Genomic DNA, 16,850 nt, shown 5'->3' with positions numbered 1-16,850 from the left:
TCTCTCGGCGTCTAGTTTGTGAGCTCGTGGCCCCGCCAGGCCGGAAGGCGGTCGCTGGGGGTCAGCGTGCCTCGCTCAAGAGAAGATATAGCGTAGTGATCAAGCTGGCCATCTTCCGGCATACGGCCCAGGTTGCTGGCGGCAAGATTGCGGCGAACCGCGCCTTCCATCATGGCCAAGGCCTGCCCGCCTTTAACGTACACGTTATCCCACGTGGACATGGCCTGATCGCACAGATGCGGGTCGCGCACGCAAGTCTGTGACGTCCAATCGTAAGCCTCACCGACGCGCTCCAATAGCCGTTCGCGATCAATGCCGTCGCGCGGCACGAAGATCACGATCAGAGCCAGGATCAGCAGTAGTCTCATGGGGAACTCCCCCTCCAGTCTACAAATTTACTCGTCTCGAACGCCGCGAAATCCGGTCAGGGTCTCAAGGCTCCCCTGGTGAGGGCGGCAGTGAGATGCGGGCGTCGTTCGTCAGCTTGTACAATAGCGGAGGAAAGCTGCAGAACCGCTCGCGAGGGCGATGCAATTTGTGTTGAATTGCAAAGCTTTGATTATGCTTCTGTTAACGGATATGCGTTCGCGATCTAGCTCAGCAGCTCGCTGGTTAACGTCGCCTTCACAGGCTCCCCAATAGTCTGCCGTGAAAGAGATTTGAGCGTAGAATTGATCGCTGGAGGGGGTAGTGCCGGCAAATATGGTCAAGATTGGGTTACTCGTGTTTGTCGTGTTGGCCGCGACGGTGACCGCCAACGTGATGGCGTTGCAACCTATTGGCCGGCGAGCAATCGGTCCGGCTACCAAAGCAGCTGCCCCTGTTGAGACGGCTACGGTGCCGGAGAAGGCTGATGTGTCCAAGGCGGGACCGGCGGTATTGAACGGCGAGAAAGCACCGGATCTTGAAGGTGCGGTACGCCGCGAATTGGGACTGCGTGGGTATGCGCCTGGTGAGGGGGATTTTTCCGGCCTTGAAGCACGTGCAGCTATCTTGGCCTTTGAGAGCGATGCGGGGTTGCCTCTGACCGGACGTGTACGTTCGGAGCTTCTGCAGCAGCTCTTGTTCGGTGTCGCGAGAAACGCTCCTATGGTAGATGCGATGCCTGCCTCTGCCGAGGTCTCGCGAGATGCGCGCGAGGTTATCGCGGCGGCGCAGCGGTCGCTTGCGTTACTCGGTTATAAGCTCGAAGCAAACGGTCTTCCCAGCCTTGAGACCCAAAAAGCTATCCGTGAATTTGAGGCCTACTATAAGCTCCCTGTAACGGGCCGAGTTTCGGGACGGCTTATGGCGCAACTTGCTCAGGTTAGTAAGCTCGATCACGGATCGGTGGCTGTAGACAAGCTGCGGGCTCGTGTCGCCTCGCAGCACTAGCGCGGGGGGCCTAGTTTGGCGGCGCGATGCGATTAAAATCTGAAATCTGGGTGAAGGCCTATATCCGGCGCTGCGGAGCTTCCGGGGGGGCGGCATTTGTCGTCCGGCGGGGTGATGACGCTGCAGGGAGTATTTTTATTCGCATCAATCGTCTCGACGGGACATCGACGTTATTTGGTCCGGCTGCTGCAGGGTTAGAGACAGCAGAGATCGAACGCCGATGGTCCCTCCGGCTGGGTCAGGATCCCAAACCAGACGAGGATATCGACGCGTACGTAGCACGTGAAATCAGCTTCGATCCGGACATTTGGGTTATTGAGGTTGAGGATCGTGAGGGGCGACATTTTCTCGAAGATTGGCTTGCTGAAGATTGATTGTCGTCGGTGTGTGTTCCGCTTAAGCTTCGGTTAAGGGAATCATTGCCCTAATCTTCGAAAGTGGGAGCATCCTGGTGGTGCGACAAGCCCGGAAGCACCCTGTGCGACGTAGCGATGGCGTGTTCTATCGCTCGTGTGGCGACTAATTCCGGGGGGTGCTATGGGCACCGTGATCGAGTTTCCAAAGGCGAGGACTGTACGAACCGACAGCATAGATCTGGATGATTTATGCACGACCGGTGAAGTAGTGCTCTTCACAGGCGTTAGATACGCAGAGTTGGAAGCACAGAATAAAGCTGTCCATGAGGACGGTTCCAACGCTTGTAGTAATGAGAAAGACGCGACGGCCTAAACCGGGGCCGTTTGCTTGGCTGATTTTAGAACGGCTCCCAGCTGCAGCGGGCGCGACGTAGGTCGGCTTCGATAAGGTGGTTGTAAGCCTCACCTTTATCCGGCGCTCTGATGATGGCTATTCCGCGCGAGCTTTCCACGGTTTGCGTGCGCGCTGTAGGGCGAGGTCTGCCAAGGGCCTCGGGAGACATTCCAAAAAAGCGGTCTTCAGTGGGCACGATACGAAGGCGCAGCGTGGTGCTGCGGTCATCTCGGCCCGTGGCAGAATAGACGTTGTCACCGTCGGGTGTGTGCAAAGCGAGGGACCACCCGCGCCCAGGTAGCACGGCTGTAACCGTGACCGGACCCGCCGTGGCATCGTAGCGGCACATGGCGTAACGAACGTCGGGCGTCAGGAACGGCAGCGGCTGCGCTTCAGGTGTTACAGGTGGAAGTATCTTTATCTTGTTGACTGGTAGAACGGGCTCCAGCCGGGCGTAGGCTGTCGAGACGTTGAAGAGAGGTGCCGTCAAGGTTGCGATGATGTGCAGAATGCCTATGGCGCACAGAGCGGCCAAAATCACGCGCAGATTGGGGCGCCCGAGCTTTGCCAATCTTTTCAGAATGCGCATGATCATCGGCAGGCCATGCGCTTAATTGAGGGAAGGGTAAGGTCGGCGGCTTCTCCGTCTACAATGGACGTGGCGCCTTCCACGACAGCCAGAATAAGTGTCAGGCGGCCACCGCCACCGGTTGGAAGCCAGTTTCCTGGCCGTGCATCACGGGCCAATGTTACGGTGAAGGTATTGTCAGGCCCCACGGCTACGGTATCGCTTGTGAAGGAATAACGCGCTGCGGGGTTCGGGATCAGGCGGCCGTTATCGTCGAAGACAGTGATACTCCACCAGCGGGCGTCTATCTCTTGTCCCTTGATGCTGTATTCGCATGAAGAATGCAGGCGCATCCCGTCACTGTCATGGCTGGCGACGTAGGTGCCTGCGAGTTCGGTCGACAAGTTTAGCGTGCCGGATCGTGCGAAGTGGGCTCGTGTGTACGGATCTGCATCAGCGCGGCCTTCAGCCGTCCACGTGACCCAGGGCCCTACGCTTCGCGTGGTCAGGTTCGAGCCGGCGCTCACCATGTACCAGCTCGACGTCAGCCCACCGATCAGGACTATGCCGATGAACATCGCCCAGTCCGACAGTTTGTTGATGACTGTCAGCGTGGTCTTCTTGATCTTGTGAAGGGCGAACGGCATGTGGGCTCGGAGGTGGGGCTAAGCGTTGTGTGCGTGGCTCGAAGTGTGACGCGGGTTGCTCGTGAAGTGTTTTATCAGGCCTCTCTGGCTCGTTCGATTTTATATTTCATGGCCGGGACCTCAACGGAGCCCCCGCCTCGGCGCGTCGCCCGAGGTCAGATTTTGGCTGGGCTTCTTTTTCGCCGGGAGGACCCTCCGCAGGCTCCTGGCCACTGGCTTTGCGCATTGCTGTGCTTACCTGCTTCAGTACGTCCCGTGTTTTGCCCGGCATGAGGCTCGCCGTGTTGGACGGCTTCTGGGCATCACTGTTTGCAAAGCTGCCCTCAGCGCTGGCGAGTTCAGCCAAACGTTGGCGTTCAGCCACTTGAACTGGGTGGGGCCGCAGACCAGGAATTGTCGGGATATTCATGTCTGTATGGGCCACCGACATGTAGGCGTGCCACGTTTCTGCAGGAAGGCTGCCGCCGGTGACGCGGTTTGTCGGGCGGAAATCGTCGTTACCCAGCCATACACCGGTGACGTATTTTCCGGTGAAGCCCATGAACCAAGCATCGCGATAGCTTGAGCTCGTGCCCGTCTTACCGACCGCGTTTGTGAAATCGAGGCGTGCGCGTCCACCGGTTCCGGCTTCGACGACCTCTTGCAACATTCGATTCAAGTCTTCCGCAACTGACTGTTCAATGACGCGCGGCGGTTCGGGTTCGTCGCGTTCGCGCGAGTAAACGAGTTCGCCGCGTGAGTTGACGATTTCTAAAATACCGTAGGGCCGGACTAAGCGTCCGCCATTGGCAAAAGTGGCGTAGCCGCCCGTGTGTTCTAGTACCGTTACGCCGCCATCGCCGAGCGCCATCGAGCAACTTTTGGTAACGCCCGTAACACCGAGGCGGTTTACAACTTCAAGAAGATTGTCGCGGCCGAACTTCAGCGACAGATCGACGGCGGTGGTGTTGTAAGATTTTGCCAGGGCGTAGGACAGGGGAACGCGCCGACCGCTACCATATCCGCCGCTGTAGTTTTTCGGTGTCCAGTTTCCGCAGCTGCGGGAGCTGTCGCGAACCATTGTGTTGGGTTTGTAGCCGTTTTCCAGTGCTAGCAAATAGACATAAGGCTTGAAGGATGAGCCGGGTTGGCGACGTGCGGCTGTTGCACGATTGAACTGGCTTGCGCCGTAATCTACGCCACCAACAATGGCGCGGACTGCTCCATCCGTTTCCATCGAGACTAGGGCGCCGGACTTGACCCGATTGTGCCTGCCTTCGCGGCGGATCGTGGAGGTCAGAGCCTCTTCCGCAGCGCGTTGCAAATTGAGATCCACTGTCGTGCGGGCCGTCAGGACAAATTCACCTTTGCCCTTGGCTATGCGCTGAACTTCTTCGAAGGCCCAGTCGAGGAACCAGTCCGGGCTCGAAGGATCGTTGTGTTCAACGATCTTCGCAGGATGAAGCCGAGCATCGTAAACTTGGCCCGCCGTGTAGAAGCCGGCTTCCACCAAGTTTGAAAGGACCTCGTTGGTGCGCGCGCGCGATGCAGCCAGGTTGATGTGTGGCGCGTAGCTGGTCGGAGCTTTGAACAGCCCACCGAGGAGAGCAGCCTCGGCCAAGTTTACGTCACGGACGGATTTGCCGAAGTAAAATTGCGAGGCGGCTTCCACGCCGAAAGCACCACCGCCCATGTAAGCTCGATCGAGATAGAGCTTGAGAATTTCGCGTTTGGTGAAGCGGGATTCCAATAGGAACGCGAGGAACACTTCCTTCAGTTTGCGCTGGATTGAGCGTTCCGGCGAAAGAAAGAGGTTTTTGGCGAGCTGCTGCGTAAGCGTCGAACCGCCCTGTACGACGGCGTCCGCACGCAGGTTTTCGATCAGCGCGCGGAGAGTGCCCTGGAAGTCGACACCGAAATGCTCGAAGAAGCGCCGGTCTTCCGTCGCCAAGGTTGCCTTGATGACCGGGTCTGGGATTTCTTCGAGTGGAACTGCGTCATTGTGCAGGATGCCGCGCTTGCCGATTTCGTTGCCATCTCGGTCGAGGAACTTTACGGAGTATTGGCCGGTGAGGAAGCTTTCCTCACTAAATTCCATGAAGGCCGGGAGAGCCAGAGCGTAAAGTAGAATAAAACCGCCGGTTGCCAGGGTCAGGCACTCGCAGGCCAATTCGTTGAAGAGGCGTTTCCATCCCGTGAGCCGGAAGCGCGCAAAGAAGCTCGACGCCGAATTCCAGGAATCGCAAATGCGGACCCAGGTTTCGGACATCATCGAATCGATCTTCGAATCGATGCTGAGCCAATCTATGATGCGGTCGCGTCCGCCCTGCTTGAAAAACCAGTCGCTCACGGCATGTTGCCCTGTCGATTTGACGGTGCGTAGTTTGGTACTGATCGCACTGAATTAACTCAGCTCGACGCAAGGTGCCAGAGCCAGCTATCAAGTTTGCGCAATAAGAGGTCGCAAATATGGTTCGGCACCCGGTATGCCAGGCGAGCATAGCGGATGCTGAGGCAATAAGGAGACAAGATGTCAGAGCCGTTCTGGCGCACGAAATCGCTTGAAGAATTGTCTCAGGACGAATGGGAGGCTTTGTGCGATGGCTGTGGACGCTGCTGCCTTCTTAAGCTTGAGGACGAGGATACCGGCGAGGTACACCTCACGCGATTGTCATGCCGCCTGCTTGATGTCGGCAACTGCAGGTGTGCGGATTATGAGCGTCGACATGACGCCGTGCACGATTGCATTTCGATTTCACCGGAAATGATCCGCAAGCTGGATTGGCTTCCGGGAAGTTGCGCCTATCGGCGGGTTGCGGAGGGACGCGACTTGGCTTGGTGGCATCCCTTGGTTTCGGGGACGATTGAGACGGTGCATCAGGCTGGAATTTCGGTGCGCGGTTGGGCGCGCCCAGAAGGTACGGTCAACGCCTACAGCATGCACAGGTATATTATCGCGGATTTTGAAGAAGAATGAATTTCGATACTTATCCCCACCGTCGCGCTGCTCGAATAGTATTTGGGTATGGCTGGTAAAGGGTCTCGAGATCCTTACGGCGATCATAGAAAGATCGTTCCGGCCGAAATATAATATCACTGACCATTGAAGAGGCTCGATGCCCATCGCAGACGCGAATTGGGCCGAGATCAGGCGTGCCTACGAGGCTGGACTGGAAACAGTGGCGGCGCTCGCGACACGGTGTGCGGTTTCGGCAGATAGGATCTACAGACGCGCCCGGAAGGAAGGCTGGACGCGCCGGTCATCGCGGCGTGTGAAACAGGCCAAGGGCAAACGCGCTGCGGGCAAAGTTTGTGGAGCTAAGCCGCGCGGCCGTGACGATCGCAAAATCAGTCACGTGGCAATGATCCAGCGGCTTTATCGGGCCATTGACGAAAACCTTAAACGATTGGAGGCCCGGATGGGCTCTGGACGAGAAGTCTCCGCGGCGGAAAGCGCGCGAGAGACGCGGGAACTTGGGGTGATGATTCGAAGCTTCGAAAAGGTGACGGCGTTTGCAACCGACATCGAACGTAGCCGTAAACCCGCCGCACCGGAGCGTATCAGTTCCGCCGATGCGGAGCGCATGCGCGAAGAGATTGCGAAGCGCCTTGAACGCCTCAATGGAGCGGGGAACCCTGGAGCGGGATCTCGGCCTCCTAAGCGATGATCAGGTCGCGGTACTCCACCGCGATTGGCAAGTCTGGGCGCGTGATGATCAACTTCCACCTGTAGTTGGGGAAGATGGAGTGCCTTGGCGCGTCTGGCTTATTCTTGGTGGGCGCGGGGCGGGCAAGACGCGAGCAGGTGCTGAGTGGGTGAGGGCAAAAGCGCTGGGGCTTGGTCCGGTGGGATCGAAGCCTGCGCAACGCATTGCTTTGGTCGGTGAGACAATCGGCGAAGTTCGCAATGTCATGGTCGAAGGCGTTTCGGGAATACTTTCGGTTCATGGGGCCGGGGAGCGGCCAAGTTTTGAAACGTCGAGGCTACAACTTACTTGGTCGAACGGTGCTGTGGCGCAGATGTTTTCGGCCGAAAATCCTGAGGGGCTACGTGGGCCGCAGTTCGATGCGGCGTGGTGTGACGAAATCGCGAAGTGGCGGACTGCGGACGAAACCTGGGACATGCTGCAATTCGGCCTACGTCTTGGTGAGCGACCACAGGTGGTGGCGACCACGACGCCGCGGCGTGTGCCAATTTTGGAACGGCTGATGGAGGATGCGTCGACAGTTGTCAGCCGCTCGACCACTGCGGACAACGCGGGCAATCTCGCGCCCTCGTTTGTTGCAGAGATGATGCGTCGCTACGGCGGAAGCGTTCTCGGGCGGCAGGAGCTGTTTGGAGAGATCATCGCGGACGACGGCGGAGGACTATGGCGCCGCGATTGGATTGAGGAACAGAGAGTTGCCAGTCCGCCACCGTTGAAAAGGATCGTCGTCGCGGTTGATCCGCCGGTTACGGCGACCGTTCAGTCGGATGCCTGCGGAATCGTGGTTGCGGGAGAAGGATTGGATCGGCGCTATTACGTGCTTGCCGATCGCAGTATTCAAGGACGCGAGCCTGCGGTCTGGGCACGGGCAGCAATTGCCGCGAAGAAGGACTTCGACGCAGATCGCGTGGTGGCGGAGGTCAATCAGGGCGGGGATTTGGTGGCGAGCGTACTCCGTCACGTTGATCCGCAATGCCCTGTCCGCAAGGTGCGTGCGACGCGCGGCAAATGGCTTCGCGCTGAGCCCGTGGCTGCTCTTTATGCCGAAGGCCGCGTTGCCCACGTTGGGGCGTTGACTGCGTTGGAAGACGAAATGTGTCTGTTTGGGACGAATGCCTGGGGGCGTGGTCGCAGTCCTGATCGGCTTGATGCCCTGGTGTGGGCGTTGAGCGACCTGATGGAACCTGAGACAGCAGGGCCAGCGGTTCGACTGCTTTGACGTTCTAATTTTCGAAACACAAACCGATGGATGGTTCGCATGGCGCGCATGATGCAGGCGCTGGCGAGATGGCTGTTGCCCAGTCTGCGGTCAGATCCTGGCGCGGCGAAGGCTAGTGCGACTGGTGCGCTGATCGCGGTTGGCGGCCCGGGGCGTGCCGTGTGGAGTCCGCGGGATTATGCAACCTTTGCTCGCGAGGGCTATGGACAGAACGCGATCGTCTATCGATCGGTCCGCATGATCGCCGAAGCTGCTGCCTCCGTTCCGTTGCTGCTTTACGACGGCGACATCGAGCTTAGCGAACATCCGCTGCTGGATTTGATTGCGAGACCGGGGCTTGAGCAGACCGGTGTCGATTTGTTCGAGTCCTGGTACGGACACTTGTTGGTGGCCGGCAACGTGTATGCCGAAGCGGTCGCGGTCGGGCGTGAGATCCGCGAGCTGTTTGTGTTGCGGCCTGATCGCATGAAGGTCGTGCCCGGTAGTGATGGGTGGCCGGAAGCCTATGAATACACTGCGGACGGGCGAACGGTTCGATTTCAGCAGGATTTGGAGGGCGGCATACGTCCCATTCTGCATGTCAGGTTGTTCCATCCGACGAACGATCATTATGGGATGAGCCCAATTGAGGCGGCTGCCTCCGCGATCGATATTCATAACGAGGCGGCAAAGTGGAACAAGGCGCTCTTGGACAATGCCGCACGACCTTCCGGTGCGCTCATCTACGCGGCGCGCGACGGTCATCTGACGGGCGAACAATATGATCGTCTCAAGGCTGAGTTCGAGGGTGGGTTTCAAGGCGCCAGCCATGCCGGGCGGCCTCTGCTACTCGAGGGCGGACTTGACTGGAAACAGCTCAGCCTTAGCCCGAAGGAGATGGATTTCATCGAGGCGAAGAACGCGGCTGCGCGTGAAATCGCCCTTGCGCTGGGTGTGCCGCCGATGCTGCTCGGTATTCCTGGCGACAATACCTACTCAAACTATCAGGAAGCCAACCGGTCGTTCTGGCGGCAGACGGTGTTGCCCATGGTGCACCGGACCGCGAAGGCCATGTCGGCGTGGTTAGGTCCTTCCTTCGGAGGCGGGCTCGAGTTGCGCCCTGATCTCGATCAGATCGAAGCATTGTCGACTGAGCGTGAAGCTCTGTGGTCACGCGTGGAGGGAGCAAGTTTCCTCACGCGTGACGAAAAGCGCGCAGCGGTTGGCTACGGGACGGCCCCTGATGGTGACGGCGCGTATGAGTGAAGCTGGACAAGTTCGGGAGGCTGGCTTGGAAGCGAAATTCTTGTCGCTCGATTTCAAGGGCGTCGATGCCCAAGGGTGTTTTTCCGGATATGCGAGCCTATTCGAGCGGGAGGATCTCGGTCGCGATGTGATTGCCGTCGGCGCCTTTGCGGAGAGCTTGCGTCAGAAGGGGGCGGGGGGCGTCAAGCTGCTGTTTCAGCACGATGCTAATCAACCCATCGGGATCTGGACAGAGCTGCGCGAGGATGCCCGTGGGCTTTTTGCCAAAGGGCAGCTCACGGACGAGGTCGCGCGGGCGCGCGAGGTCGCGTCGTTGATGCGTGCGGGTGCACTGGACGGCTTGTCTATTGGGTTTCGTGCACTCAAGGCACGTCGTGATCCACGCAATGGGATACGCCGTATCGAGAAGGTCGACCTTTGGGAGATATCGGTGGTCACGTTTCCGATGCTTCCGGAGGCGCGGGTTTCACGCGTTAAAGCCGGATCGCTACCGGTGGGTGATCCTACGGAACGAGATTTCGAACGTTGGCTCACGCGGGATGCTGGGCTCACGCGTTCAGAAGCGCGCGCGCTCATGCGTAGCGGCTTCACAGGTTTCCGATCCTTGCGGGATGCGGGCGGAGGCTGTCGCGAAGGCCAGCGGCTCACTGAACGGATCAGTGCTGCCGCGCGTCTTTTGAGGACCAACTGACCGGATCGAGCAGGAAGAAAGTAACCATGTTTACGACACATGATATTGAACGGAAGGGAACGGATGACATCTCCATTGCTTTCGATGACTTTATGCAGGCGTTTGAAGCTTTCAAGGCTGCCAACGATGAGCGTCTGGAGAGCATCGAGAAACGCGTTTCGGCGGATGTCGTCACCACTGACAAGCTTGAACGCATCAACCGTGCGCTCGATGATTTGACGCTGAAGTCGCGACGTCCTCTGCTCGGTGCATCGGGTGGCGTTGCCCGTTCGGCGCTCTCCATCGAGCACCGGAACGCTTTCGATACCTATGTACGGAAGGGGGAAAGCGGCACACTTCGAGAGCTTGAAGGCAAGGCGCTTTCCGTGGGGTCTGATCCGGATGGTGGGTATCTTGTGCCGGAGGAAACGGAAGCGGCGGTCAACTGCGCGCTGAAAGATATCTCTCCTATCCGGGCGATCTCCGGTGTGAGGCAGGTTTCCGGCTCCATTTACAAGCGACCGTTTGCTGTATCGGGTCCGGATACGGGCTGGATCGGGGAGACCGCAGCGCGCGTTGAGACGGCGACGCCAACGCTTGCAGAGCTGTCGTTTCCCACGATGGAACTTTACGCAATGCCTGCGGCGACTTCGAGCTTGCTCGATGACAGTGCCGTCGACATCGATGCCTGGCTGGCGGAAGAAGTGCGTATCGCCTTTGCGGAACAGGAGGGCCAAGCCTTTGTCGCCGGCGATGGTGTGAATAAGCCGAAAGGATTTCTCAGCTATACGACCGTCGACAACGCTGCGTGGGAATGGGGCAAGGTCGGTGTTTTGACGTCGGGTGTTGCCGGAGACTTTGCTGCGTCTAATCCTGGCGACATTCTGATTGATCTCATTTACGCGGTGCGTTCGGGTTATCGGGCGAATGCTCACTTCGTCATGAACCGGTCAACGCAGGCGGAGATCCGAAAGCTCAAAGACAACGATGGTCATTACCTATGGCAGCCGGGCGCGCGACCTGGTGAAGCTCCTTCCTTGTTGGGCTTCCCCGTGGCGGAGGCGGAGGACATGCCGGATATCGCGGCGGATGCGCTTGCCGTGGCCTTCGGCGATTTCAGGCGCGGCTATCTGATCGTGGACCGACTGGGTATTCGCGTGCTGCGAGACCCTTATTCCGCGAAGCCCTACGTGTTGTTTTATACGACGAAGCGTGTGGGCGGTGGCATCCAAGATTTCGATGCGATCAAGCTTTTGCAGTTCAGCGCCTAGTCGCTGAATTCCGCGACACGACGATTCATTGGGATGGGCGCTGGCCGTTGGGGTCGCGCCCTTTTTTGTTTCCGCCAGCGGGTCTCCTCTGCCGCTGCCGGAGAGTGCAGGGCCGCCTGACACGCCACATACGGCGGTCCTGCCGCTTTCTTTTTAAAGACGGCTGTCAGGCTGTTCGTTGAACTGGAATGGCAAAACCGGTTGTCGAGAATAGGTGACCTAATGGCTCTCGTCCTGCAAAGCGGCCCGGCTTCCGAACCCGTTTCGGTTGAGGAGGCGAAGGGATATCTGCGCATTGACGGAAATAGCGAGGATGCCCTCGTCTCCAGTCTAATCCTGACGTCGCGCCTGCATGTCGAGGCGGCTCTTGGGGTGGCGTTGATAACGCAGGATTGGCGGTTGGTTCTGGATCACTGGCCGCGTTCGGGAGCGGTGCGGTTGCCGCTTCGCCCTCTACAGTCAGTGAACGCAGTGCGTGTGTTCGATGCCGATGGAGGGCACGCCACGGTCGATCCCGCCCGCTACGTGGTCGACACTGCGGGAACGCCAGCGCGTTTGATCGCGACGGTTGCTGGCTGGCCTAAGCCGACCCGCGTCGGCAACGGGATAGAGATCGATCTGACAGCCGGCTATGGAGGTGCGCTTGAGGATGTGCCTGAACCCATCCGCCAAGCGCTGCTGTTACTCGTCGCCCATTGGTATGAGCACCGCGACCCGATCGAAATCGGATCGGATGGGGTGGCTATTCCGGCTAGTGTTTCCCGGTTGTTGAAGCCCTATCGAATGGTGCGCGTATGACCCGAGGTGGGGATGTTCGCATTGGCGACCTGCGGCAACGTGTTGGTATTGAACGTGTTGTGCGCGTCACGGATGGTGGCGGCGGTGCGGAAGAAGAATGGGACATGGTGGCTGAAGTCTGGGCGGCCGTGATGCCGTTGACAGGCACCGAACGCGTCGAAGCCGATGCCGTTAATGGGAACGTCTCCCACGAGATCTGGATGCGTTATCGCCCGGATGTCGCTCCTGATATGCGGCTGCGCCTTGGGCCTCGGCTGTTCGACGTACGGGCCGTCATGGATGTCGAAGAACGTCGCCGGTTTCTGCGGTGCTTATGCGAGGAGCGGGATCTGTGAAGGTGGGCGTGACGCTGCGTGGATTAAGCAGCAAAGCACGCTCGTCACGCAGACGTCTGGTGGAAGAGCGGATTGCCAGGCTCATTGCAAAGCGTGGACGGCGTGTTCGTCGGTTCTCCCTCAACCTTCGTGAGATGCGGGTGAGGACCTAATGGCGAGTGCTGGATGGGCATTGCAAAAGGCTGTTTACGCCGCCCTGTCGGGTGACGCGGCTCTTACGGCGCGGCTCGGGTCGAACCAAGTTTTCGATGACGTGCCGCGCGAAGCCGAGTTTCCTTACGTCGCGTTCGGCCCAACGGTTGAGCGGGACTGGAGCACCGGGTCTGAGGTGGGGCGTGAACATGTATTCGTTTTGCATGTGTGGTCGCGGCATAGCGGACGACGAGAGACGGTTGAAGTGATGGATGTCGTGCGAGCCGCACTGCATGAGCGGCCTCTTACTCTCGACGGACACCGACTCATAAACCTCCGGCATGAGATGTCGGAGGTACGACGCGATGAGGATGGCGAGACCTATCAAGGGATCGTGCGGTTCCGGGCTGTCACGGAGCCTGAGGTTTAAACAGCATTGGCCCGCACGCATTCCTGCGTCATGACGCGGTGATGACGCCGGTTGGGATGAAGGTGCGTTGCGGGCCAGTTGGTTGTGCCGAGTGCGACTTTAAAAAAGGACGATCCGAATGGCGGCTCAAAAGGGCAAAGACCTGTTGCTGAAGGTCGATAGCGATGGGTTGGGCAGCTTTGTTACGGTTGCGGGATTGCGAACGCGAAGTCTCGTTTTCAACGCGGAGACGGTGGACGTCACGCATCAGGAGTCGGCTGGGCATTGGCGTGAGTTGCTCGCAGGTGCGGGTGTTAAAAGTGCCCGGCTGACGGGCGCTGGGATTTTTAAAGACGAAGCCTCAGACGAGACGGTGCGGGCGTATTTTTTTAACGGCTCGATTCGCTCCTGGCAGGTGGTGATTCCGGATTTGGGCACGATGACCGGACTGTTCCAGATCACCTCATTTGAGTTCAACGGTCGCCACGATGGGGAAGTCAATTTTGAGCTGTCGCTGGAAAGCGCCGGCGAAATCGATTTTGCGGCGGCTTGAGACAACAGGAGCAGTTGGAATGGCGAACCGGCATCGCGGTGAGATCGAGGCGCAACTGGATGGCAAGGCTTTCACGCTGTGTCTGACGTTGGGCGCGCTTGCGGAATTGGAAGCGGTTTTCGGGCATGATGACATGGTGGGGCTGGCATCGCGTTTTGAACGCGGGCGGATTTCGGCAAGAGACGCCCAGCGTGTGATCGGGGCCGGGCTCCGAGGGGCGGGTTACGATATTTCCGATGCGGTGGTTGCCTCTATGCAAGCGGAGGGCGGTGCGGCGGTGTTCGTAGACATCGTCGCTCGGCTGCTTTCAGTGACGTTCGGAGGTTCTGAAGGGACTTCTTCCAGTGGAGAGCCGGAGCCTCAGCGGGAGGCGGAGGGGATTGCGGGTGTCCCTTTCCCTGGGACGAGGTGATGGCCGTGGGCTTAGGCCTGCTTGGGTTGGCGCCTGCTGAGCTCTGGGCAATGACGCCGCGTGAGTTCGAAGCTGCGCTGCGTGGCCGTCTGGGCCGTGGCTCAAGATTATCGGCGCTCTCGCGAGAAGATCTGGGCCACCTGATGCGCGCATATCCAGATCGAAAGGACTGATCCATGGGTGACTTCGATGAAGGGCTCGAGACGTGGACGGTTGTAGTGGATGCGGACACGCGGGCGTTGCGTCAGGAGTTGGACGTTGCGTCAACGCTCGGGCGGCGGTTTTCGAATTCTCTGGTCAAGGCTTTTGAGGGGATTGCGGTCAAGGGGCGTAGCCTGGGGGAGGTGTTGCGGGGGCTGACGGCTGATCTCTCAGGCATCGTTCTCAAAGCTGCTTTCAAACCGCTCGAACAGGGATTTGGATCACTTGTTTCGGGATTGTTTGCGGGCGGACTTGGTGTTGCCCGGGGTGCACCAACCCCTTTGCCGGTTCCCTTTGCCAAGGGCGGCGTCGTGCAAAGCCCTTTCACATTTCCGGTGAAAGGTGGCGTTGGCTTGGCTGGCGAAGCCGGCGCCGAAGCCATTATGCCGTTGGCCAGGGGGCGGGACGGTCGACTCGGTGTTGTGGCACAGGGTGACCGCGCGGGAATCAATGTTGTGGTCAATGTCACGACACCGAACGCGGAAAGTTTTCAGCGCGCGCAGACACAGGTGGCGGCTGCAATGGCGCGCGCGATCTCTATGGGGCAGCGCAATCTCTAGGTGGGCGGGCTAACTGGCTATGTCGTTTCATGAGGTGCGCTTTCCCAGCGGGATTTCCCGGGGAGCGCAAGGTGGACCGGAACGCCGGACGGATGTCGTGGTGCTGGGTTCCGGCTTCGAAGAGCGCAACAGCCGGTGGGCGGATTCGCGGCGCAGTTTTAATGCGGGATACGGCGTACGTTCCTTGGATGATCTGCACGCGGTGATCACCTTCTTCGAAGAGCGGCGTGGGCGGCTTTACGGGTTTCGTTGGCGAGATCATAGCGACTGGAAGTCGTGTACGCCCGGACAGGTGCCGAGCGCTGAGGACCAGGTGATTGGTGTGGGGGACGGTGCCCGCGCCGTATTTCCGCTGACCAAGACTTATGGTGGCGCGGATGCGCCGTGGGTTCGGGAGATCAAGAAGCCGGTGGCTGAGAGCGTGCTCGTTGCGATCGATGGAACGCCGGTGGCTGAGGGTGAGGTGTTCTCGGCTGATACGACGCGTGGGCTCGTGACGTTTTTGCCTGGTTATGAACCGGAGGCAGGTGCGGTTGTGTCGGCTGGGTTCGCGTTTGATGTCCCGGTCCGTTTCGATACCGACAAGCTTGAAGTCAACGTACAGGGATTTACGCACGGAGCCCTCCCTAACATTCCCGTTGTTGAGATCCGCCTATGAAGCAACTGCCCGAGGGATTGGCTGCAAAGCTTACCAGCGGTGTGACGACGCTGTGTTGGTGTTGGCGATTGAAACGGCATGATGGTGTGACGCAAGGCTTCACAGATCATGATCGAAACGTTCTTTTCGACGAGACCGTATTTGAGGCGGCTACGGGCTTCACGGCTAGTGAAATACGGGACTCCGTCGGGCTGAGCGTCGATAACTTGGAGGTGACGGGTGCGCTAACGTCAGAACGGCTGACGGAGACTGATCTGGCGGCTGGCCTCTACGATGATGCGCAGGTCGAGATTTTCCGGGTCGATTGGGAGGCTCCGGAAAATCGTGTGCTGATGCGCTCGGGAAGCCTCGGAGAGGTGCGCCGCGCGGGCATAGGTTTTGCGGCCGAAGTTCGTGGGCTTGCGCATTACCTGCAGCAGACCAAAGGCAGGGTTTTCCAATACACGTGTGGGGCCGATCTTGGAGATCATCGCTGCAAGGTTGCTCTGGACACAGCGGAATACACTTCTGCGGGTGAGGTCGTCACGGTCATCAGCCCTCGCCGCTTCAGCGTTAGCGGGCTCGAACTTTTCGCAAACGGTTGGTTTACTCGCGGGCTTCTGACTTTCTCGAGTGGAGCTGCGAGCGGTCAGTCGATAGAAGTAAAATCGCACTCCAAGCCGGGAAGCGGCATTCAGATCGAGTTGTGGACTGCGGCACGGGCACCGCTCGAACCGGGGCACACGTTTCTCATCCGCGCGGGCTGCGACAAGACACTCGTTACGTGCCGGGAGAAGTTTTTCAACGCCGCGAATTTTCGTGGCTTCCCGCATATGCCCGGCAACGACTTCGTGGCGGCGTACGCGCCGAGCCGGACTAACAAAAGCTGACCGGATTGAACTCAATGGCAACCGTGGACGTCTCGCCAACTGAAGCGTGCGGCGCGTGGATGGCTTCCTCTGATGACGTGGTGCGTCTGGCGCGTGCGTGGATTGGGACACCTTACCATCACCAAGCCAGCCGTTGCGGGGTGGGGACCGATTGCCTGGGGCTCATACGCGGAGTTTGGAGGGAGCTCTACGGATCTGAGGTGCAGCAGCCCATAGCCTATACGCGTGACTGGTCTTCGCGAGCGGGAGAGGAACTGCTTCTAAGAGCGGCTCGCACGTATCTCGTGGAGCTGCCACCAGATGTGATCGCGGCGGGGCAGGTCCTGGTGTTTCGCTACCGCTGCGGCTTTGCGGCAAAGCACTGCGGACTTGCGACGAGCCCGGTGGCGTTTGTGCACGCCATGGAGGGCGTTGCGGTTAGCGAGGTTGCGTTGACCTCTTGGTGGCGTCGACGCATTGCTGGCGTGTTTTCGTTTCCTGGGATCAATTGAGA

At 59.1% G+C, this 16,850-nt stretch carries 22 protein-coding genes; 18 read left to right on the top strand and 4 right to left on the bottom strand.

Annotated elements, in window-relative coordinates:
- Window positions 1-11 precede the first annotated feature (11 nt).
- Window positions 12-368: a hypothetical protein gene (locus YBN1229_RS15915; protein WP_046478353.1), complete on the bottom strand. Its 357-nt coding sequence runs from the start codon at window positions 366-368 to the stop codon at window positions 12-14.
- Between the two features lie 322 nt (window positions 369-690).
- Here YBN1229_RS15915 and YBN1229_RS15910 point away from each other — a divergent pair, with 322 nt between their 5' ends.
- Window positions 691-1,374, top strand: coding sequence for a peptidoglycan-binding domain-containing protein (locus YBN1229_RS15910; RefSeq protein WP_152024989.1), 684 nt, complete (start codon window positions 691-693; stop codon window positions 1,372-1,374).
- Between the two features lie 26 nt (window positions 1,375-1,400).
- Window positions 1,401-1,748: a DUF1491 family protein gene (locus tag YBN1229_RS15905; protein ID WP_046478355.1), complete on the top strand. Its 348-nt coding sequence runs from the start codon at window positions 1,401-1,403 to the stop codon at window positions 1,746-1,748.
- 380 nt (window positions 1,749-2,128) lie between these two features.
- Here the strand turns inward: YBN1229_RS15905 and YBN1229_RS15895 are convergent, their stop codons facing one another.
- The 3 genes from YBN1229_RS15895 to YBN1229_RS15885 form a co-directional block, all read right to left on the bottom strand.
- Window positions 2,129-2,713, bottom strand: a complete 585-nt coding sequence (locus YBN1229_RS15895) for a DUF1254 domain-containing protein (RefSeq protein ID WP_046478357.1) — start codon at window positions 2,711-2,713, stop codon at window positions 2,129-2,131.
- A gap of 2 nt (window positions 2,714-2,715) precedes the next feature.
- On the bottom strand, window positions 2,716-3,339 hold the full coding sequence (locus YBN1229_RS15890) for a DUF1214 domain-containing protein (RefSeq protein ID WP_052744009.1): 624 nt from the start codon (window positions 3,337-3,339) through the stop codon (window positions 2,716-2,718).
- Window positions 3,340-3,445: 106 nt separating this feature from the next.
- On the bottom strand, window positions 3,446-5,668 hold the full coding sequence (locus YBN1229_RS15885) for a transglycosylase domain-containing protein (protein ID WP_076605318.1): 2,223 nt from the start codon (window positions 5,666-5,668) through the stop codon (window positions 3,446-3,448).
- Between the two features lie 180 nt (window positions 5,669-5,848).
- Between YBN1229_RS15885 and YBN1229_RS15880 the strand changes: the two genes are divergently transcribed.
- The 16 genes from YBN1229_RS15880 to YBN1229_RS15805 all read left to right on the top strand — a co-directional run bounded on the left by YBN1229_RS15880 (window position 5,849) and on the right by YBN1229_RS15805 (window position 16,848).
- Entirely contained in the window at window positions 5,849-6,295 is a 447-nt protein-coding gene (locus YBN1229_RS15880) for a YcgN family cysteine cluster protein (protein WP_046478358.1), read from the top strand.
- A gap of 139 nt (window positions 6,296-6,434) precedes the next feature.
- Entirely contained in the window at window positions 6,435-6,986 is a 552-nt protein-coding gene (locus tag YBN1229_RS15875) for a hypothetical protein (protein WP_046478359.1), read from the top strand.
- Window positions 6,940-8,244 (top strand): DNA-packaging protein, encoded by a 1,305-nt coding sequence (locus YBN1229_RS15870; RefSeq protein WP_046478360.1) that lies wholly within the window; start codon window positions 6,940-6,942, stop codon window positions 8,242-8,244. Before YBN1229_RS15875 ends, YBN1229_RS15870 begins: the two co-directional genes overlap by 47 nt.
- A 48-nt stretch (window positions 8,245-8,292) precedes the next feature.
- Entirely contained in the window at window positions 8,293-9,489 is a 1,197-nt protein-coding gene (locus YBN1229_RS15865; RefSeq protein ID WP_244465067.1) for a phage portal protein, read from the top strand.
- Window positions 9,467-10,180, top strand: a complete 714-nt coding sequence (locus YBN1229_RS15860; protein WP_244464906.1) for an HK97 family phage prohead protease — start codon at window positions 9,467-9,469, stop codon at window positions 10,178-10,180. The genes YBN1229_RS15865 and YBN1229_RS15860 overlap by 23 nt, the downstream gene beginning before the upstream one ends.
- Window positions 10,181-10,206: 26 nt before the next feature.
- On the top strand, window positions 10,207-11,430 hold the full coding sequence (locus tag YBN1229_RS15855; protein WP_046478361.1) for a phage major capsid protein: 1,224 nt from the start codon (window positions 10,207-10,209) through the stop codon (window positions 11,428-11,430).
- Between the two features lie 222 nt (window positions 11,431-11,652).
- Window positions 11,653-12,228 carry a head-tail connector protein gene (locus YBN1229_RS15850; protein WP_046478362.1) on the top strand — a complete coding sequence of 192 codons (576 nt, stop codon included), beginning with the start codon at window positions 11,653-11,655 and terminating at the stop codon, window positions 12,226-12,228.
- Window positions 12,225-12,563: a phage head closure protein gene (locus tag YBN1229_RS15845; protein ID WP_046478363.1), complete on the top strand. Its 339-nt coding sequence runs from the start codon at window positions 12,225-12,227 to the stop codon at window positions 12,561-12,563. Before YBN1229_RS15850 ends, YBN1229_RS15845 begins: the two co-directional genes overlap by 4 nt.
- 151 nt (window positions 12,564-12,714) lie before the next feature.
- A complete protein-coding gene (locus YBN1229_RS15840) occupies window positions 12,715-13,125 on the top strand; it encodes a DUF3168 domain-containing protein (protein ID WP_046478364.1) in 411 nt (136 codons plus the stop codon).
- A 118-nt stretch (window positions 13,126-13,243) separates the two neighbouring features.
- The gene (locus YBN1229_RS15835; RefSeq protein WP_046478365.1) at window positions 13,244-13,657 is read left to right on the top strand and encodes a phage major tail protein, TP901-1 family; all 414 of its coding nucleotides are present in this window, start codon (window positions 13,244-13,246) and stop codon (window positions 13,655-13,657) included.
- 19 nt (window positions 13,658-13,676) lie between these two features.
- Window positions 13,677-14,069 carry a gene transfer agent family protein gene (locus YBN1229_RS15830; protein ID WP_046478366.1) on the top strand — a complete coding sequence of 131 codons (393 nt, stop codon included), beginning with the start codon at window positions 13,677-13,679 and terminating at the stop codon, window positions 14,067-14,069.
- On the top strand, window positions 14,069-14,242 hold the full coding sequence (locus YBN1229_RS15825; RefSeq protein WP_076605319.1) for a phage tail assembly chaperone: 174 nt from the start codon (window positions 14,069-14,071) through the stop codon (window positions 14,240-14,242). Before YBN1229_RS15830 ends, YBN1229_RS15825 begins: the two co-directional genes overlap by 1 nt.
- A 3-nt stretch (window positions 14,243-14,245) precedes the next feature.
- Window positions 14,246-14,830 (top strand): phage tail tape measure protein, encoded by a 585-nt coding sequence (locus YBN1229_RS15820; protein WP_046478367.1) that lies wholly within the window; start codon window positions 14,246-14,248, stop codon window positions 14,828-14,830.
- Window positions 14,831-14,849: 19 nt separating this feature from the next.
- Window positions 14,850-15,488, top strand: coding sequence for a DUF2460 domain-containing protein (locus YBN1229_RS15815; RefSeq protein WP_046478368.1), 639 nt, complete (start codon window positions 14,850-14,852; stop codon window positions 15,486-15,488).
- Entirely contained in the window at window positions 15,485-16,357 is an 873-nt protein-coding gene (locus YBN1229_RS15810; RefSeq protein ID WP_046478369.1) for a DUF2163 domain-containing protein, read from the top strand. The genes YBN1229_RS15815 and YBN1229_RS15810 overlap by 4 nt, the downstream gene beginning before the upstream one ends.
- Window positions 16,358-16,371: 14 nt before the next feature.
- Entirely contained in the window at window positions 16,372-16,848 is a 477-nt protein-coding gene (locus tag YBN1229_RS15805; RefSeq protein WP_244464907.1) for a peptidase P60, read from the top strand.
- Window positions 16,849-16,850 lie beyond the last annotated feature (2 nt).

The sequence above is a fragment of the Candidatus Filomicrobium marinum genome (genome assembly GCF_000981545.1).
GTDB lineage: Bacteria > Pseudomonadota > Alphaproteobacteria > Rhizobiales > Hyphomicrobiaceae > Filomicrobium > Filomicrobium insigne.
This window is presented reverse-complemented; position numbering and strand designations above follow the sequence as displayed.

Coding starts and splice junctions, on each gene's coding strand:
- YBN1229_RS15915 (WP_046478353.1), bottom strand. CDS start 368: ATGAGACTACTGCTGATCCTGGCTCTGATCGTGATCTTCGTGCCGCGC.
- YBN1229_RS15905 (WP_046478355.1), top strand. CDS start 1,401: ATGCGATTAAAATCTGAAATCTGGGTGAAGGCCTATATCCGGCGCTGC.
- YBN1229_RS15895 (WP_046478357.1), bottom strand. CDS start 2,713: ATGCGCATTCTGAAAAGATTGGCAAAGCTCGGGCGCCCCAATCTGCGC.
- YBN1229_RS15890 (WP_052744009.1), bottom strand. CDS start 3,339: ATGCCGTTCGCCCTTCACAAGATCAAGAAGACCACGCTGACAGTCATC.
- YBN1229_RS15880 (WP_046478358.1), top strand. CDS start 5,849: ATGTCAGAGCCGTTCTGGCGCACGAAATCGCTTGAAGAATTGTCTCAG.
- YBN1229_RS15875 (WP_046478359.1), top strand. CDS start 6,435: ATGCCCATCGCAGACGCGAATTGGGCCGAGATCAGGCGTGCCTACGAG.
- YBN1229_RS15870 (WP_046478360.1), top strand. CDS start 6,940: ATGGAGCGGGGAACCCTGGAGCGGGATCTCGGCCTCCTAAGCGATGAT.
- YBN1229_RS15865 (WP_244465067.1), top strand. CDS start 8,293: ATGATGCAGGCGCTGGCGAGATGGCTGTTGCCCAGTCTGCGGTCAGAT.
- YBN1229_RS15860 (WP_244464906.1), top strand. CDS start 9,467: ATGGTGACGGCGCGTATGAGTGAAGCTGGACAAGTTCGGGAGGCTGGC.
- YBN1229_RS15855 (WP_046478361.1), top strand. CDS start 10,207: ATGTTTACGACACATGATATTGAACGGAAGGGAACGGATGACATCTCC.
- YBN1229_RS15850 (WP_046478362.1), top strand. CDS start 11,653: ATGGCTCTCGTCCTGCAAAGCGGCCCGGCTTCCGAACCCGTTTCGGTT.
- YBN1229_RS15845 (WP_046478363.1), top strand. CDS start 12,225: ATGACCCGAGGTGGGGATGTTCGCATTGGCGACCTGCGGCAACGTGTT.
- YBN1229_RS15840 (WP_046478364.1), top strand. CDS start 12,715: ATGGCGAGTGCTGGATGGGCATTGCAAAAGGCTGTTTACGCCGCCCTG.
- YBN1229_RS15835 (WP_046478365.1), top strand. CDS start 13,244: ATGGCGGCTCAAAAGGGCAAAGACCTGTTGCTGAAGGTCGATAGCGAT.
- YBN1229_RS15830 (WP_046478366.1), top strand. CDS start 13,677: ATGGCGAACCGGCATCGCGGTGAGATCGAGGCGCAACTGGATGGCAAG.
- YBN1229_RS15825 (WP_076605319.1), top strand. CDS start 14,069: ATGGCCGTGGGCTTAGGCCTGCTTGGGTTGGCGCCTGCTGAGCTCTGG.
- YBN1229_RS15820 (WP_046478367.1), top strand. CDS start 14,246: ATGGGTGACTTCGATGAAGGGCTCGAGACGTGGACGGTTGTAGTGGAT.
- YBN1229_RS15815 (WP_046478368.1), top strand. CDS start 14,850: ATGTCGTTTCATGAGGTGCGCTTTCCCAGCGGGATTTCCCGGGGAGCG.
- YBN1229_RS15810 (WP_046478369.1), top strand. CDS start 15,485: ATGAAGCAACTGCCCGAGGGATTGGCTGCAAAGCTTACCAGCGGTGTG.
- YBN1229_RS15805 (WP_244464907.1), top strand. CDS start 16,372: ATGGCAACCGTGGACGTCTCGCCAACTGAAGCGTGCGGCGCGTGGATG.